Below are 17,325 nucleotides of genomic sequence, written 5' to 3' on the forward strand. Positions count from 1 at the left end.
CCCGAGGCGAAGCCGGCTGCGTCCCACGGGAACACGGTCAGATCTTCAGGCCGTGGCGCCGCGCGCGGCGAGCCACCGCTTTGACGGGATCACCGATCGGCGTGTTTCGCAGGCGTGTCCACGCGCAGCTTCGGGCGGCCCGGCGAGCCGCCGTCGCCAGTGGTCCAGTCCTCGACCTGACGTCCGGGTCGGTGGGTGACGTGCCCCCCGGGGCGGTGTCGGACCTCTCGCTGCGCTCGGCCTGAGGGGCCCCCGTCACGGAGGTGTGGGGCGGTGGGATCAGTTCCGACTGTGGTGTCCAGGGAATGTGCGGACGCTGCCGAACGGCGCGTCCATCGAGGAGGTGAAGGCGGTCGCTGAACGCCGCTCGCCAGATCATGGCGCGAAGGACACGCTCTTCGCGTGCATCGGTGTGCCCGGCGAGGGAGTCCGCCCAGAGTTGTCGGACCACCTCGGGGCGCAGGACGGATTCCCAGGTCGTGGGGTCGTGGACGAGGCTGTTGACGGCGTCGCGGTCGGTGGCGTCGGCGACGCGGATGATCCTGGGCGCGATGGGGGTGCGGGTGGTCGTGGTGCCGGCGTACTCGGCCGGGTAGTAGGGCGCGTCGGCCCACTGGGGGACCAGACGGCGGGTGAGTTCGCGGTGCAGGAGGTTGGCCTGGCGCTGCTCCGGGGTCAAGCCGATACAGGCGCGGATGAAGGCGGGGGCGATCAGGGGGGAGATGGTGCCGGGGCGTTCTCCGGTGGTGCCCCACCGGCGCAGACGTTGGCGTAGGTAGAACAGGTCCAGGACGGTGAAGTCGTCATAGCCGTGGGCGGCGATGTCGAACAGGGACGTCCGGATGCGTTCCCGGACGAGTGCCACGGCGGCGGGTCGAGGCCCGGCGACGCGGTGGTATCGGCGCAGGATCCCGTCGGTGAAACGGGAGATCATCTCCGCCGGGGGCAGGTTCTCGAGGATGTCCCTGCCGGCGAGGTAGAAGAAGCCGTGGGCCACTTCGCCTCCGGCGCGGCCGATGGTCGGGGGGCGGGGGATGTCGAGGTGTCGGGGTGCGCGGTAGTGCAGATAGCTGTAAGGGCGCAGCCCTTCGGCGTAGTCGTGCCACGCGTTCGCGTTGGGAATGGCCGCCCAGGCTTTCGGGGGTGCCACGTCACCGGAGGCGACGTGTTTGACCCGATGCTCGGGCGGGTCGGTCAGCGTGGCGATCAGGTCTCGGGCCACGGCCAGGTCCTCGGGAAGGGCGTCGTGTGTGGTCAGCGTGATGTCGGTTCCGGCCGCGAGGAACGCGGCTGCGACCAGGCGTGAGTCCCGGCCACGGGTGAGCGCGACGGTCGGCGTCCCGGGAAAGAGGTGCCCGATCGATGCGGCCACGGTGGTCAGGGAGTCGACCGCCGCATCCATCGACGCGGACAGCTCCCCCGGCGCACCAGGGATCGACCAACTCGTCACCGGATCCCGAGAGACTGCCGCGAGCCGCTGGGCATGCCCGTCCCAGGTGATGGTCGTGCCGGCATCGACCAGACGGACCCCCTGGTACGGGGAGCTGTGTCCGAAGACCTCATCCGCCACGGCGTTGTGCGCCCACGCGACCTCATCCATCCGGTACGGCTCTCCGGCGAACGCCAGGGCGGCTTCCGGTCGATTGCTCCAGACCCACCCCCACCGGGTGCGCAACTCGAACAGGCGACCGATTCCGAGGGAATCAGTGGTCAGGCGCAGCCGGTCGCCGTCCTCGTCCAGGGACCCGAGGACGAACGGTGGCAGGATCTCGTCCATCCCTGAGGGGCATCGGTCGAGCTCAGTGGCCAGCCGCGTCGGCGCCGTCGCCAGGGGCTCGGCCTGCACGACGCGCTCATATCCCACGGGTGCATAGAGGGAGGCGACGCTCCTCGCGCCCGTGGCACTCCAGGCCGGCCAGCGTGAGGATCGACCCCCCTCCCACAGGATCAATCCACCATGGGGCGCATTGTGCAGATGGCGAACGGGGGATTCCTGCCAGCGCCCGTCGTAGGCCCGCTCGACACGGCGGCATCCGTCTTCCACGGGAGCCGCCGCTCGTGCGGCGATGGCATAGGCGATCAAGGTCTGCACCGCTGCCCTCCTCATGAGAACCGACCCACGGAGACGTCCGGGGACGGTGCCCGAACCGGAGAAACGCCGCACGGGTGGGTGCGCGTGCGGACGGCACGACGGCATGTCTGCCTGTCACCGCCTCGAGTGCTTCCGCCGGGTCCCCTCATGCCGGCAGTGCGTCGCTCGAACTCTAGCCCGGCAGCGGGGAGAATCCGCGACCATCACCGCGAAACGCGTTGTGTCGCAGAGACTTTCCAAGCGAGGACGCCGTGATCGCCCTGAGAGCGATCCACACCCTCCGCGGCATCCGCCCGGGCGCACATCCGCCGGCGTCGCGTCGCCCATCGCCTCCGGCCGTGTTGCGGGGTTCCTCGGACGGTCCCGGAGACGACGAGAGACGATGGCCGGGACCCACGTCCCCGGAGAAGGAAGGCCACCATGGATCTCACCCACGCCCGCGAATACGCCCAGAAGGCGATGCCGCAGGTGATCGACGACCTGCGCACGCTCGTCGGGCACTCCTCGATCGCGTTCCCCGGCTTCCCACGTGAACCGATGGACGCGATCGCCGAGGATCTGCTTGCCATGTTCCGGCGCGCGGGCGTCGAGGGGGTGCGTCTCCTCGACCTCGGCGAAGGGGCCTACCCGAGCATCTTCGCCGAGATCCCCGGGCCGGAGGGCTCCCCCGTCGTCACCCTGTACGCGCACTACGACGTGCAGCCCGCACCCGAGGGGCAGGGGTGGACCACCGACCCGTGGACCCTCACGGAGAAGGAGGACGGCCGCCTGTACGGTCGCGGCGCCGCCGACGACAAGTCCGGCGTCGTCGCCCACCTCGCGACGCTCGCGGCGTTCGACGGCAAGCCGCCGGTCACGGTGCGTCTCGTCATCGAGGGTGAGGAGGAGACCGGCAGCCACATCGAGGAGTACGTGGAGAACCACGCCGAGGACTTCCGCTCCGACGTGTTCGTCGTCGCGGACTCGGGCAACCAGCGCGTCGGCGCCCCCGCGCTCACGACGGGTCTGCGCGGCGACGTCTCGGTGACGGTCACGATCCGCACGATCGAGTCCGCGCTGCACTCGGGCCTGTTCGGGGGCGCGGCCCCCGACGCCCTCGTCGCGATGATCCAGCTGCTCTCGAGCATGTACGACGAGCACGGGGCGACGGTCATCGAGGGGCTCGACTCCTACCGGTGGCCCGAGGGGGAGGACATCGACGAGGCCGACTTCCGGGCGAGCGCCGCCGTGCTGGAGGGGGTCGAACTCTCGGGCACCGGCCACCTCGCGAGCCGTCTGTGGAGCCGTCCGGCCGCCACGGTCATCGGCATCGACGCCCCACCGGTCGCCGGGGCCTCGAACATCGTCATCCCCGAGGCCACCGCCCGGGTGAGCGTCCGCATCGTCCCCGGAAGCGACCCCAAGGCCCAGCTCGACGCCGTCGAGACCCACCTGCGCGAGCACGCCCCGCGTGGCGTCCAGCTCGAGATCGGCGACGTCAAGCTCTTCGGCGCCTGGCAGGCCCCGCAGGGGGGTCCCGTCACCCAGCTCGCCGAGCAGTGCCTCGGCGACGCGTTCGGCGCCCCGTGCACGAGCCACGGTTCCGGCGGCTCGATCCCGCTGGTCCAGGTGCTCCTCGACACCTCCCCCGGCTCGGAGGCGATCCTCTGGGGTGCCGAGGACGAGGAGAAGGCCCGCATCCACGGCCCCGACGAGTCCGTCGACCCCAAGGAGCTGGAGGACCTCGTCGTGGCGCAGATCCTCCTGCTCTCCCGCCTCGGCGAGCAGAAGGCCTGACCCGGCCGCCCCGGGCCCGACCCGCCGCTTCGGCGCATGCGCCCGTGAATCCCCCTGCGACCCCGCGCGCCCGATGGACGTGCGGGGTCGCGTCGGTGAGGATGAACGCCCGCACCGCAGACCGGAGGACGACCATGAACATCGCCGAGAACCTCGTGGCCACGGCGGCCGCCCACCCCGACCTCGTCGCGGTGAGGATGGACGACGTCTCGCTGACCTATGCCGAACTCGGCGACCTCGCCGCGCGGACGGCCGGGTGGATCCGGGAGCTGGGGGTCGAGCCCGGCGACCGCGTCGCGGTGTCCCTGCCGAACATCCCCCAGATGCCGGTCGTGTACTACGCGGCCCTCCACTCCGGCGGGATCGTCGTCCCCACCAACCCCCTGTTCCGCGCCCGGGAGTTCGGGCACATGCTCCGCGACAGCGGCGCCCGGGTGCTGTTCGGGTGGAGTGGGATCAGCGGTGAGGCCGCGAAGGCCGCGGAAGAGGAGGGCGTCACCTACGTCGAGGTCGGCGAGTCCTTCCTCACCGACGCCGCGACCCACGACGGCATCGACCTCGTCGACCGCGACGGGGACGACACGGCGGTGATCCTCTACACCTCCGGCACGACCGGAGCCCCCAAGGGCGCCGAGCTCACCCACGCGAACATGGGCCGTAACGCCGAGGTCAGCGCCTCGTCCTCGATCCTCGGGCTCGAGCCGGGCGACGTCGTCTTCGGCGGTCTGCCGCTGTTCCACGTGTTCGGGCAGACCTGCATGATGAACGCCTCGGTCCTCCGGGGCGCGACGCTCACGCTCCTGCCCCGGTTCGACCCGGCCAAGGCCCTCGAGATCATCGAGCGGGACCAGGTCACCCTCATGGGTGGGGTGCCGACGATGTACATCGCCCTCGCCCAGGTGGGCAACCCCGCCGACTACGACACCTCGACCCTGCGCCGCTGCATCTCCGGTGGTGCGGCGCTGCCCGTCGAGGTCCTCAACGCCTTCGAGAAGGTCTACACCGCACCCATCCTCGAGGGCTACGGCCTGTCGGAGACGAGCCCCGTCGCCTCCTTCAACCAGGCCGACCGCGACCGCAAACCCGGCTCGATCGGGCAGCCGGTCGAGGGCGTCGAGATGAGGCTCATCGACCCGGTGTGGGAGGAGACCCCCGAGGGCGAGATCGGCGAGATCGCCATCAAGGGTCACAACGTCATGAAGGGCTACTACGGCAACCCCGAGGCCACCGAACTCACGATGAAGGACGGCTGGTTCCGCACCGGCGACCTCGCCCGCCGCGACGACGACGGGTTCTACTTCATCGTCGACCGCGCCAAGGACATGATCATCCGCGGCGGCTACAACGTGTACCCCCGCGAGGTCGAGGAGGTGCTGTACGAGCACCCGGCGGTCGCGAGCGCCGCCGTCGTCGGCGTCCCCCACGAGACCCACGGCGAGGAGATCGCGGCGGTCATCACCCTCAAGCCGGGTTCGACGGTCACCGAGGACGAGCTGCGCGGCCACGCCAAGGAGCGCCTCGCGGCCTACAAGTACCCCCGCATCATCCGCATGGTCGAGGCCCTCCCCCTCGGCCCGACCGGCAAGATCCTCAAGCGCGAGATCACGGTCACGGACTGAGCGGGGCCCGGGGGCACGGTCCGGACGTGTTCCCGCGGCGGACTCGGCTCGCTCATGCGGCCGCACCCCGGCGGCGCCGGAGTGCGGCCAGACCGGCCAGCACGGGCAGTCCGACCCGGGTTGCCGAGCGACCGACGGGGTTCGCGCCGGCCTTGATCCATCGGATCGGTTCGAGCGACTCCCGCACGGCCTGCGGGGCGTAGCCACGCATGGCCGCGACGTTGCCCTGCAACGCCTCGGGGATCGTCGTCCACCCCCGTGCGGCCTCGCCCAACCGGGTCGCGAGGTCGGCGGCATCCCTGATCGCGGTCCCCGCTCCGCGGCCGCCGGTGGGGGGCATGGCATGGGTGGCGTCGCCGATGGCGCTCACCCGGCCCGGGATCCACGGGGCGATGTGGCGCGGGTCGGCGGCGAGGAACTGGAACCCGGCGATCGACTCCGTCCGGGCCAGCTGCGGGAGCCCGGCGAGGGCGGGAGCCCATCCGCGCCGGGTCAGCAGCTCGTGCGCGGCCCGACCGAGGTCGGTGCCGGGGAGGGTGTGCAGCCGTGGCGGCAACTGCGCGGCGGTGCTGATGACTCCCCAGATGACGACGGGGTCGGCGCTCCCGGCCGCACCGGGCACGACGGGGCGGGGGGCGTGCCAGGAGGCGAACAGTCCGACCCCACCGGGCCCGACGGCGAGGAACGGCCGTTCGTGGAGCAGCCCACGCGCCTCGGCGTCCAGGCCGGTGACCTCCGTGCGCCCGGCCACCCCGACCAGACCGGTGTCCGTGGCCGTCGGGCCGCCCGCCAGCCGCGGCGCGAAGACCGAGCGCGCACCGTCGGCGATCACCGCCACGTCGCCCTCGACCTGCAGTCCGCTCGTGGCGGTCACCACGACGCCGTCGTCGGTCTCCTCGCAGGAGACGCACTCGACGCCGGTGAGCAGACGATGGTCGAGACCACCCGCGAGGACGAGCCGCAGCGTGATGCGGTCGACGTCGAGGGCCTCACCCTCCTCCTCGGTCCCCCGGCCCAGCAGCCGCCCGCGATGATCGCGCACCGTGATCTCGAAACCCGTCGTCCGCACGGCGCGTGAGCGCAGCGTCGACCACAGCGACGCCGGCAGCACCGCGCGTGCGGCGTCGCACGCCCTCGGCCCCAGGTGCAGCTTGTACCCGCCCGTGTGGGCGAGGTCGGTGTCACGGTCGAGGACGACGACGTCCACACCGCGCTTCACCAGTCCCTGGGCCAGGGCCAGTCCCCCGATGCCCCCACCGATCACGACGACGCGCATGCCTCACGCTATCGGTCCCCTCCACGCGTGCGGGGGGAGGGAGCGAGCCCGCGCCTCAGCGCAGCGGTGCCCCGAACATCCGCACCCGCGAGAACGTCACGGCGGCGTCCTCGGTGTAGAGGCCGACGGACCCGGCGCCGTACGGGCGCTCCCGGTCGGTGTACGTGACGAGCGGGCGCCCGTCGACGTCGACACGGATGGTCGCGCCACTCTGCCGCACCCGCACGCGCGCGGTGCTGCCGATGGGGAAGGCCGGGCTCGACCCGGTGGCGAGGTAGCGCTGTGCGCCGGGGTAGGCCGGGTCCTCCTTCGACAGCTCCCATCCGTTGGGCTTGAGGGCGAGGGCGTAGAAGTGGAGGTCGTCGGTGTAATGCCACAGCAGCCAGGCGCTCTCCCACGGGTTGGGGGCGGTGCCGGTGCGCAACTGGGTGTCGGTGCGCATGAGCGTGGTGACGTCGATGTCCCGGTACGTGGTCCGCGAGGTGACGAGCGAGGCGTGGGTCTCGTCGGGCTGCGAGGACACCATCGGCGCGAGCCTGACGGTGTCGTCTCCGTAGCTGACGCTGCCGTAGCCGTGGTAGGCGAGCCGCCACGGCCCGTTCACCTCGCCCTCCTGCCATCGGGGGGTGCTCACCGTGGCCGCCGTCCGCGGACGGTCGTGCCGGGGCGCGGCCTGCGCCGACCCGGTCGGCGCGATCGCGGCGAGGGACCCCGCGAGGAGGGCCGTGACGGTGAGGAACGAGGCCAGCGAGGAACGGGCGGTGCGCCGCATGAGGTCTCCCGGGACGGAGTCGGTGTCCCGTCCCTATCGGCCGCTCCCTCCCCCGGCCGAAGAAGCCTCACACCACCAACCGGTATCCGAGACCGGGCTCGGTGAGCAGGTACCGCGGTTCGCTCGGCACCGGTTCGAGCTTGCGGCGCAGCTGGTTGGCGTAGACGCGCAGGTAGTTGGACTCCCGCCCGTACCCCGGCCCCCAGACCTCGTGCAGCAGCTCGGCCCGCGGGACGAGGCTGCCCCGCCGCTTCGCGAGGGCACCGACGAGCCGCCATTCCGTGGGCGTGAGGTTGACCCGGGTGCCGTCGGCGAGCGTGGCCCGCCGTTCGCGGAGGTCGAGGACGAAGTCGGGGGTCTCCACCGGTGGCAGGGCCTCGGTCTGATCGGCGCCGCCGCGGCGCAGGGCGGCCCGCAACCGGGCCATGAACTCGTCCATCCCGAACGGCTTGGTGACGTAGTCGTCGGCACCGAGGTCGAGGGCCTCGACCTTGTCGTCGGAGTCGTGTCGGGCGGAGAGGACGACGACGGGCACGGCGCACCGCTCGCGCAGCCGCGCCAGCACCTGCACCCCGTCGATGTCGGGAAGCCCCAGATCGAGCACGACGAGGTCGGGGAGCTCCTCCTCGCACGCCGACAGCGCCGACCGTCCGTCGCCCGCGAGCTGGACGTCGTAGCCGCGGGAGGCGAGGTTGATACGGAGCGTGCGGGCGATGGCCGGCTCGTCGTCGACGACGAGGATGCGGGTCATGCCTGCGAGCCTGGCACACTCCCCGGTCGATGTGCGGGCAGGTCGACGACCATCGTGAGGCCCCCGCCGGGGGTCTCGTCGGCGGTGACGGTCGCGTCCATGGTCTCGGCGAGGCCGCGGGCGACGGCGAGGCCGAGGCCCACGCCGTCCCCGGCGGGGGCGTCGCCGCGTCGCTGGAACGGTTGGAAGATGCGGTCGAGGTCGGCGGTGGGGACCCCGGGGCCGGAGTCGACGACGCGGATCTGCGTGCGATCTCCGAGGGTCGCGACGTTGACGACGACGTCGCCCCTCGCGTGCCGCAGCGCGTTCTCGACGAGATTCGCGAGGCAGCGTTCGAGCAGGCCGGGGTCGGCCCACCCGGGGCAGACCCCCTGCGCCCAGACGTGGACGCGCTCCGGCGCGCTCACGCCGTCGAGGATCGCGCGCACCTCCTCGGTGACGTCGAGAGGGTGACACCGGGGACGGACGACCCCCGTCTGCAGGCGGGAGGCGTCGAGGAGGTTACCGACGAGGGCGTCCAGCCGGTCGGCGGCCTCCTCGATGGAGGCGAGGAGTTCGGCCTCGTCCTCGGGCGAGAAGGCGACGTCGGCCGACCGCAGGCTGCTCACCGCGGCCTTGACCGCGGCGATCGGGGTGCGCAGGTCGTGGGAGACCGCCGACAGCAGCGCCGTGCGGGCCCGGTTGTCGCTCGCGAGGACGGAGGCGGTCGCCGCCTCCGCCTGGAGCCGGCGCCGGGTGAGGACGGCCGCGGCGTGCGAGGCGTAGGCGGACAGGAGGGGCTGGTCCTCCCCGCGGAGGACGCGGCCGACGAGGACGAGGTCGGTGTCCTCCTCGACCGGTTCGACGACGGCGGACTCCCGCTCGTCGGGATCGAATCCCTCCGTGGCGGCGAGCACCTCGAGGCGGGGTGACTCCGGGTCGCGCCGGACGATTCCCGCGGCGCGCATGTCGAACAGGTCGAGGCATTCGGTGACGAGGAATCCGAGCGGATCGGGCGAGGCGAGCATCGCGTGCGACACCTGCGTGAGCGCGGCGGATTCGCGTTCGGCCGCGAGGGCCTGCCGGGTCCGCCGGGCACTCACGTGGACGACGGAGGACACGGCGGCCGCGACGAGGACGAACACGACGAGCGCGACGACGTTCTGCCCCGCCGCGATCGTGAACGTGTGCAGCGGCGGTGTGAAGAACCAGTTGAGCGCGAGGGACCCGACGACCGCCGTCACGATCGCCGGCCACAGGCCTCCGACGAGGGCGGTGGCGACCGTGAGCCCGAGGTAGAGCAGGAAGTCGAGGGGAAGGTCGTGGTGGTCGCGCAGGAGCATGAGCAGTCCGGTGAGCGCGACGACACCGAGGAGTCCGACGGCGTACCCCCACACGCGGCGTCGGGCGCTGAGGGCCGCCCGCGACCGCGGCCGCGGCCGGCTGTTGCGGGCGAGGTCGTGGGTGACCATGTGGACGTCGATGTCGCCCGATCCGGCGACGACGCCCTCCCCCACGCCCGGCGCGAACAGGTGGGCCAGGCGGGGACGGCGAGAGGTGCCGACGACGATCTGACTGGCGTTGACGCTGCGGGCGAAGTCGAGGATCGCGGCGGCCACGTCGTCGCCGGAGACGGTGTGGAACGTCCCGCCGAGGTCGGCGGTGAGGGCGCGTTGCGCCGCGACCGTGGCGAAATCGGGCCCCGTGAGCCCGTCCGCGCTCGTGACGAACACGGCGTGCAGCTCCCCACCCGCGCCGCGGGAGGCGATGCGCGCGGCGCGCCGGAGGACCTGCTCCCCCTCGGGGCCACCGGTGAGCCCCACGACCACCCGCTCCCGGGTGGGCCAGGAGGCGTGGATGCCCTGATCGGCGCGGTAGCGCTCGAGGGTCTCGTCGACGCGGTCGGCCAGCCACAGCAGCGCCAGCTCGCGCAGGGCGGCGAGGTTGCCGGGGCGGAAGTAGCTCGCGAGTGCGGCGTCGACCTTCTCCGCCTTGTAGACGTTGCCGTGGGCCATGCGTCGCCGCAGGGCCTCGGGGGTCATGTCGACGAGCTCGATCTGCTCGGCGCGTCGGACCACCTGGTCCGGAACGGTCTCCCGCTGCGTCACCCCGGTGATCGCCGCGACGGCGTCGTTGAGCGACTCGAGGTGCTGGATGTTGACCGTGGAGATCACGTCGATCCCCGCGTCGAGGAGCACCTCGATGTCCTCGTAACGGCGGGCGCGGGCACTGCCGGGGACGTTGGTGTGGGCGAGCTCGTCGACGAGGGCCAGTTGGGGGGCGCGCTCGAGGATGGCGTCGACGTCCATCTCGGTGAGCTTCGCCCCGCGGTACTCGATCTCCCGTCGCGGGATCACCTCGAGGCCGCGCAGCTCGGCGGCGGTGAAGGCGCGCCCGTGGGTCTCGACGAACCCGACGACGACGTCGGTGCCGCGTTCGGCCCGGCGGCGGCCCTCGCCGAGCATCTTCACGGTCTTGCCCACAACCGGCGCTGCGCCGAGATAGATCCGCAGCGTTCCCCGTCTCATCCCGCGATTGTCCCGTGCCGCTGCGTCGGCACCGGGAGCGCGGGGCGCGACGCCCCGCGCGCCCGGTCCGAAGTCGTTCTCCGTCATCGACGTCGTCTCTTCGATCATCGTGTCCGACTCGTCATCGCCGCAGGATCAGCGGCCGGCGTGCGCGGCGAGGTCGGCGTTGAGCTCGGTGACGTTCACCCGCGGCTGCCCGAGGAAGCCGAGCGTGCGGCCCTGGGTGTGACGGGCGACGATCGCGGCGACGTCGGCCTCGGACATCCCCCGGGCCTCCGCGATGCGCGGGGTCTGCCAGGCGGCGTACTCGGGGCTGATGTGGGGATCGAGGCCGGAGCTGCTGCCCGCGAGGGCGTCGGCCGGGACGGGCCCACGGGCGTGCGGGTTCTCGGCCATGAGCGCGTCGCGCCGCTCCTGCACGGTCGCGAGGTGCTCCCCGGAGACGGGGCTGAGCTGACTCGACCCGGAGGTGTCGCCGGCGTAGTCGGAGTCCGAGGGGCGGGGCGCGAACCACTGCGGGCCCTCGGTCTTCTGCCCGAGCAGGGAGGAGCCGACCACCGTGCCGTCGGCCGTGCGGATGAGCGACCCGTTCGCCTGCGCGGGGGCCGCCACCTGGGCCACCGCCGTGAAGGCGAACGGCCAGAGCAGGCCGAGCAGCACCGAGAGGACGAGGAACGCGCGGAGGGCGGCGAGGAACTGGCGGGAAAGGGTGCGCATGTCAGGCCAATCCGGGGAGGGTGGACACGAGGAGGTCGATGATCTTGATGCCGAGGAACGGGGCGACCACGCCGCCGAGTCCGTAGACGAGGATGTTGCGGCGCAGCAGCGCGCTCGCCGACAGCGGCCGGTAGCCGACGCCCCGCAGCGCCAGCGGGATGAGCGCGACGATGATGAGCGCGTTGAACACGACCGCCGAGAGCATCGCCGACTCGGGGCTGTGCAGCCGCATGACGTTGAGGGTGCCGAGGCCGGGGAACACGGTGACGAACATCGCCGGGATGATCGCGAAGTACTTGGCGACGTCGTTCGCGATGGAGAAGGTCGTGAGCGCTCCTCGGGTGATGAGCAGCTGCTTGCCGATCGCGACGATCTCGATGAGCTTGGTCGGGTCGGAGTCGAGGTCGACCATGTTGCCGGCCTCCTTCGCCGCGGAGGTGCCGGTGTTCATCGCGACGCCGACGTCGGCCTGGGCGAGGGCGGGGGCGTCGTTCGTGCCGTCGCCGGTCATCGCGACGAGGTGGCCTCCGGACTGCTCCTTCTTGATGAGGGCCATCTTGTCCTCGGGGGTGGCCTCCGCGAGGAAGTCGTCGACCCCCGCCTCGTCGGCGATGGCCTGGGCCGTGAGCCGGTTGTCGCCGGTGATCATCACGGTCTTGATACCCATCCGGCGCAGCTCGTCGAAGCGCTCCTTCATCCCGGGCTTGACGACGTCCTTGAGGTGGACGACGCCGACGACGTGCCGGCCGCCGTCGCGCCCCTGACGGGCGACGACGAGCGGGGTGCCCCCGGAGGCGGCGATGCCGTCGACGAGACGGGTCATGTCCTCGGGGACCTCGCCGTCGGCGGCGCGCACCCAGGCGCCCACGGCCGACCCCGCGCCCTTGCGCACCCCGCCACCGTCGGCGAGGTCGACGCCCGACATCCGTGTCTGCGCGGAGAACTCGACGAACTCGGCGCCGGCGGCGACGGCCTCCTCACGGGCGCGAACGATGTCGCCGTCGAGGTCGGCGACGCCGGCGTCCCCCGTGGCACCGGTGTCGCCCGTCTGGAGACCCCGTCGCATCCGGGCCACGAGCTCGACGATCGACCGCCCCTCGGGGGTCTCGTCGGCGAGGGAGGAGTCGTAGGCGGCGTCGAGCGCCTCCCGCTGCGTGTGACCGCTGACCGGGAGGATCTCGGTGGCGCGGCGGTTGCCGAACGTGATCGTGCCGGTCTTGTCGAGGAGAAGGGTGCTCACGTCGCCGGCGGCCTCGACCGCGCGGCCGGACTTCGCGAGGACGTTGCGCTGCACGAGACGGTCCATGCCGGCGATGCCGATCGCCGAGAGCAGGGCACCGATCGTCGTCGGGATGAGGCACACGAGGAGCGCGACGAGGGTGATGACGCCGAGCTGCACCCCGGAGTACGCCGCCATCGGCGCGAGGGCGGCGACCGCGAGCAGGAAGATGATCGTGAGCGTGACCAGCAGGATCCCCAGGGCGATCTCGTTCGGGGTCTTCTGCCGCGCCGCACCCTCGACGAGGGCGATCATGCGGTCGATGAAGCTCTCGCCCGGCTTCGTCGTGATGCGCACGACGATGCGGTCCGAGAGCACGGTCGTCCCGCCGGTCACCGCGCACCGGTCACCGCCGGACTCACGGATGACGGGGGCGGACTCACCCGTGATCGCGGATTCGTCGACGGTGGCGACACCCTCGACGACGTCGCCGTCACCGGGGATGACCGCATGCGGTCCATTGGCCTCGACGACGACGAGGTCGCCGATGGTGAGCTGCGCGGCGGGGATCTCCTCGCTTGAGCCGTCGGAACGAAGTCGCAACGCGGTGGTGTCCTGCTTCGTCGCCCGCAGGGTGGCGGCCTGGGCCTTGCCCCGCCCCTCGGCGACGGCCTCGGCGAGGTTGGCGAAGAGCAGCGTCAGCCACAACCAGACCGTCACCGAGACGGAGAACATCGTCGGGTGGACGATCGTCAGCGCCGTGGTGATCACCGAGCCGATCCACACGACGAACAGCACGGGACTCCGGAACGCGTGCCGGGGGTCGAGCTTGGCGAACGCCTGCGGCAGGCTCGCGAGGGCGAGACTGGCCAGGGAGGACTGCGTCGCGGCGGGGTGTCGTCGTTCCCCCCGGTGCTTGTCGTGGACGGGAGCCTGTTGCTCCTCGGGGACGGGATCGGACACGGCGACGGCCGTCGAGGCCCCTGCGGTCCCGTGCGGGGTGGCGTCGGTGGGTGAGTCGGAGGACGTGCTCACGGAATCTCCTGACAGCGGGCGGCGGGTCACAGCGTGGCCTCCGCGATCGGGCCCAGGGCGAGGGCGGGGAAGAACGTCAGCCCGGCGATGATGACGGCGATGCCGACGAGAAGACCGGCGAAGACCGGCGTGTGGGTGGGCATCGTCCCGGCGGTGACGGCGCGGCGGGGCTGCGCGGCGAGCGACCCGGCGAGCGCGAGGGCGAGCGTGATCGGCAGCAGGCGCCCGACGAACATCGCGAACGCGATCGTGAGGTTGTACCACGGCGTGTCGGCCGCGAGGCCGGCGAAGGCGCTGCCGTTGTTGTTCGCGCCGGAGGTGTAGGCGTACATGATCTCCGAGAGCCCGTGGGGGCCGGAGTTCGTCAGCGACGCCAGCGCGTTCGGCAGGACGACGGAGATGCCGGTGCCGGCGAGCACGAGGGCGGGCATGACGAGGATGAACAGCGCGGCGCACGTGATCTCACGGCGGCCGATCTGCTTGCCGAGCAGCTCGGGGGTGCGGCCCACCATGAGTCCGGCGACGAAGACCGTGATGACGACGATGATGAGCGCGCTGTACAGGCCGGTTCCCACGCCGCCGGGGCTGATCTCGCCCAGCAGCATGTTGAGCATGTACATGCCGCCGCCGAGCGGGGAGTAGGAGTCGTGCATCGAGTTCACCGCGCCGGTGGAGGTCCCCGTCGTCGCGGTGCCGAAGATCACCGAGGCCGGGATGCCGAAACGCAGCTCCTTGCCCTCGAGTGCGCCCTGGGGGGTGCCGGCGAGCGCGAGTTCGGAGCTGAGGGTGACCAGCCAGGCACCGGTGAACAGCGTGCCCATGAGGGCGAGCACGGTCCAGCCCTGGCGACGGTCGCCGACGAGCAGACCGTAGGTCCGCGGCAGGGCGAACGGGATTATCAGCACGAGGAGGATCTCGATGACGTTGGTCGTCGGGTTGGGGTTCTCGAAGGGATGCGCGGAGTTCGCGTTGAAGAACCCGCCGCCGTTGGTGCCGAGGAGCTTGATGACCTCTTGGCTCGCGACCGGGCCGCCCTGGAGGATCTGCTGACCTCCGGTGACCGTGGAGATGAGGCGTGGTTCGGCGAGGTTCTGGATGACGCCGCCGAAGAGCAGGAGCAGCGCACCGACGAAGGCCAACGGCAGGAGAACCCGCAGGCATCCGCGCACGAGGTCGACCCAGAAGTTGCCGATGCGGTCGGTGCCGTGCCGGGCGATCCCCCGCACGAGCGCGATGGCGACGGCGAGGCCGACGGCGGCGGAGACGAAGTTCTGGACCGTGAGACCGAGCATCTGCACGAGGTGGGTGGCCCCCGACTCCCCGCCGTAGCTCTGCCAGTTCGTGTTGGTGACGAACGAGACGGCGGTGTTGAGCGCGCCGTCGACGCTCTGGTGGCGGTCGTTCGCGAACGGGAGCACGTCCTGGGCGAGGATGAGCACCCACAGTCCGAGGACGCTGACGACGGAGAACGCGACCACGCTCACCGCGTAGACGCTCCATCGCTGCTCGGAGTCCGGGTCGACACCGACGAGGCGGTAGACGCCGCGTTCCACGCGCAGGTGCTTCGGGGTCGTGAACACGTGCGCGAGGTAGGCGCCGAGCGGGGCGTGAGTGAGCGCGAGGATGCCGGCGACGAGACCGAACGTCGCGACGGCGGCGGCGACGTCGCTCATCAGAACCGCTCCGGCCGGAGGAGCACGTAGACGAGATAGACGATGAGGGCGAGCGCGGTGAAGCCCGCGACGAGTTGTTCGATCACGCCGCCAGTCAAGGCCCGATCGGCGGGGTCGCGGACTGCGTTGACGGGCGATTGATGCGTCTTGACGCCTTCTTGACGCCGCCACTCACGGGGGCGTCGTCACTCGTCACCCGCGCGACATCGTCTCCGGCATCCGCACGGCGACGACGCGGCCCCTGGCGACGGTGACGCCGTCGGCCGTGAGGCTCTCCTCGACGACGACCTTCTTCGCCGTGACCTCGGCGATCGTGCCGCGCACCTCGAGCGGCACGCCCATTGGCGTGGGGGCGAGGAAGTCGACGGTGAGGTTGGCGGTCACGTACCGGAGCGGCGGCTCGGTGCCGGGCTCCCGGTCCTGCGCCCGATACCCGGCGAGGGCCGCGGAGCCGGTGCCGTGGCAGTCCAGCAGGGAGGCGACGAGTCCGCCGTAGACGTAGCCCGGGATCGCGGTGTGCTCGGGTCGAGGCGTGAACACCGACACGGTCTCCTGCCCGTCCCACCGGGTCTTGAGCTGCAGTCCGTCCTCGTTGAGCCTGCCGCAGCCGTAGCAGTGCGCGACGTCCTCGGGATAGACGTCCTGGACGGCGATGCCCTTGAGGTCTGCGCTCATGACGCGAGCCTAGTTCCTCGTCGCCTGACGACGGCCAGCAACGACCGCATCCATCGCGGCCTCGCCGAGCCCGATCGGCGGAGGAGCACGAGGCGCGCGCGGGCGCGGCGCGAGGGGACGAGCAGGACACTCATCCAGACCCCTTGCGCGGCGCGTTGCCAGCAGGGCATGTTCGCTCGCGACAGCCGGCGGAGGTAGCGGACGAGTCGGGCGACGTCGGGTGCCCGCCGCACGAGTCCCCCGTGGATGAGTCGCCGTTCGAGGAGGAACACGGGCTCGTCGGGGGCGTAGGGCGGCGCGGGGTGCCCCATGAGGCGGGCCGCGACCTCCCAGTTGCGTTCGAACTCGACGATCTCCCTCTCGGCCTGGGCCGGGGTCGGAGCGACCTGGGTGTTGCTGAGGCTCACGCCGTGGACGCGGTACCCCGCGAGCGGCTCCTCGATCGTCACGACCTCACCGAGGTAGGGCATGACCGCGCACCCCGCTCCGTCGAGCGGCAGACGCGGGTCCTCGTGCTCGAGCGAGAGCCCCCGCAGCGTCGCCGTGTCGAAGACGTTGCCCGAGGTGGGCGGGCATTGGTAGAACCCGACGACGCGGTTGTCCTCCCGCATCGCCGCGACGTCGTAGCCGGCCGCGAAGCTCGGGAACACGGAGTCGTTGAGCTCGCCCGTCGCGTCGAGGCCCGCGAGCGCGAACTGCACCTTGACGGGCCGCTCGGAGAGTGCCGGCGTCACCGTCTCCACCAGGGTCGGGAACGCGACGTCGTCGGCGTCGAGGACGTGCACGTAGTCGGCCCGCACCCTCGCCAGCCCGGCGAGACTCGCGCCGAGGTGTCCGCGGTTCTCCTGTTCGACGATCTCCACCTGGTCCGCGTAGCGCCTGATGATCTCGAGCGACCCGTCCTGCGAGCCGTCGTCGACGACGACGACCTGGGCGTAGGGCTGGGTCTGGGAGAGAAGCGATTCGATCGCGTCGCCGATGAACGCGGCGTAGTCGAAGCAGGGGACGACGGCGGCGATCGAGGGCGCGGCGCGCGGCCCGACTCGGTCGACGTCGTCACGACGACCGTCGCCACGGACGAGGTCTCGCCGATCGCGGTCTCGAGGGTCGCGGTCGCGAGGGTCGCGGTCGTGGCGGTCGCGTGACTCGCGGTCGGCGGGGAGGGCGCCGAGGACCGCCCGGGTCGCCGGATGCGGCGGCAGGGTCGGCACTC

13 protein-coding genes are annotated in these 17,325 nt (G+C 71.8%); 2 read left to right on the forward strand and 11 right to left on the reverse strand.

Going from position 1 to position 17,325, the window contains the following annotated elements; all coding sequences use genetic code 11:
- Positions 1–37 precede the first annotated feature (37 nt).
- Positions 38–1,846, reverse strand: a complete 1,809-nt coding sequence (locus RT054_RS12895) for a hypothetical protein (RefSeq protein WP_313024212.1) — start codon at positions 1,844–1,846, stop codon at positions 38–40.
- Positions 1,847–2,512: 666 nt separating this feature from the next.
- Between RT054_RS12895 and RT054_RS12900 the strand changes: the two genes are divergently transcribed.
- The gene (locus tag RT054_RS12900; RefSeq protein WP_313024215.1) at positions 2,513–3,868 is read left to right on the forward strand and encodes a M20/M25/M40 family metallo-hydrolase; all 1,356 of its coding nucleotides are present in this window, start codon (positions 2,513–2,515) and stop codon (positions 3,866–3,868) included.
- Positions 3,869–4,002: 134 nt separating this feature from the next.
- Positions 4,003–5,487: a long-chain fatty acid--CoA ligase gene (locus RT054_RS12905; RefSeq protein ID WP_313024218.1), complete on the forward strand. Its 1,485-nt coding sequence runs from the start codon at positions 4,003–4,005 to the stop codon at positions 5,485–5,487.
- A 52-nt stretch (positions 5,488–5,539) separates the two neighbouring features.
- On the opposite strand, the gene RT054_RS12910 is transcribed toward RT054_RS12905, so the two are convergent.
- The 10 genes from RT054_RS12910 to RT054_RS12955 all read right to left on the reverse strand — a co-directional run bounded on the left by RT054_RS12910 (position 5,540) and on the right by RT054_RS12955 (position 17,323).
- Positions 5,540–6,763, reverse strand: a complete 1,224-nt coding sequence (locus tag RT054_RS12910; protein WP_313024221.1) for an FAD-dependent oxidoreductase — start codon at positions 6,761–6,763, stop codon at positions 5,540–5,542.
- Between the two features lie 55 nt (positions 6,764–6,818).
- Entirely contained in the window at positions 6,819–7,535 is a 717-nt protein-coding gene (locus RT054_RS12915; RefSeq protein ID WP_313024224.1) for a calcium-binding protein, read from the reverse strand.
- Between the two features lie 67 nt (positions 7,536–7,602).
- Positions 7,603–8,286 (reverse strand): response regulator transcription factor, encoded by a 684-nt coding sequence (locus RT054_RS12920; protein WP_312719019.1) that lies wholly within the window; start codon positions 8,284–8,286, stop codon positions 7,603–7,605.
- Positions 8,283–10,793: an ATP-binding protein gene (locus RT054_RS12925; protein WP_313024229.1), complete on the reverse strand. Its 2,511-nt coding sequence runs from the start codon at positions 10,791–10,793 to the stop codon at positions 8,283–8,285. Before RT054_RS12925 ends, RT054_RS12920 begins: the two co-directional genes overlap by 4 nt.
- Before the next feature lie 135 nt (positions 10,794–10,928).
- Positions 10,929–11,510 (reverse strand): potassium-transporting ATPase subunit KdpC, encoded by a 582-nt coding sequence (gene kdpC / locus RT054_RS12930; RefSeq protein WP_312719021.1) that lies wholly within the window; start codon positions 11,508–11,510, stop codon positions 10,929–10,931.
- A gap of 1 nt (position 11,511) precedes the next feature.
- Positions 11,512–13,602, reverse strand: a complete 2,091-nt coding sequence (kdpB, locus tag RT054_RS12935) for a potassium-transporting ATPase subunit KdpB (protein WP_313024311.1) — start codon at positions 13,600–13,602, stop codon at positions 11,512–11,514.
- 188 nt (positions 13,603–13,790) lie between these two features.
- A complete protein-coding gene (gene kdpA / locus RT054_RS12940; protein ID WP_313024232.1) occupies positions 13,791–15,437 on the reverse strand; it encodes a potassium-transporting ATPase subunit KdpA in 1,647 nt (548 codons plus the stop codon).
- The gene (gene kdpF / locus RT054_RS12945; RefSeq protein WP_312719023.1) at positions 15,437–15,535 is read right to left on the reverse strand and encodes a K(+)-transporting ATPase subunit F; all 99 of its coding nucleotides are present in this window, start codon (positions 15,533–15,535) and stop codon (positions 15,437–15,439) included. The genes kdpA and kdpF overlap by 1 nt, the downstream gene beginning before the upstream one ends.
- A 94-nt stretch (positions 15,536–15,629) precedes the next feature.
- Positions 15,630–16,112: a PaaI family thioesterase gene (locus RT054_RS12950; RefSeq protein ID WP_313024237.1), complete on the reverse strand. Its 483-nt coding sequence runs from the start codon at positions 16,110–16,112 to the stop codon at positions 15,630–15,632.
- Positions 16,109–17,323 carry a glycosyltransferase family A protein gene (locus RT054_RS12955; protein WP_313024239.1) on the reverse strand — a complete coding sequence of 405 codons (1,215 nt, stop codon included), beginning with the start codon at positions 17,321–17,323 and terminating at the stop codon, positions 16,109–16,111. Before RT054_RS12955 ends, RT054_RS12950 begins: the two co-directional genes overlap by 4 nt.
- Positions 17,324–17,325 lie beyond the last annotated feature (2 nt).

Origin of the sequence: Mobilicoccus sp., assembly GCF_032060985.1 — a bacterium.
Classification (GTDB): domain Bacteria; phylum Actinomycetota; class Actinomycetes; order Actinomycetales; family Dermatophilaceae; genus Mobilicoccus.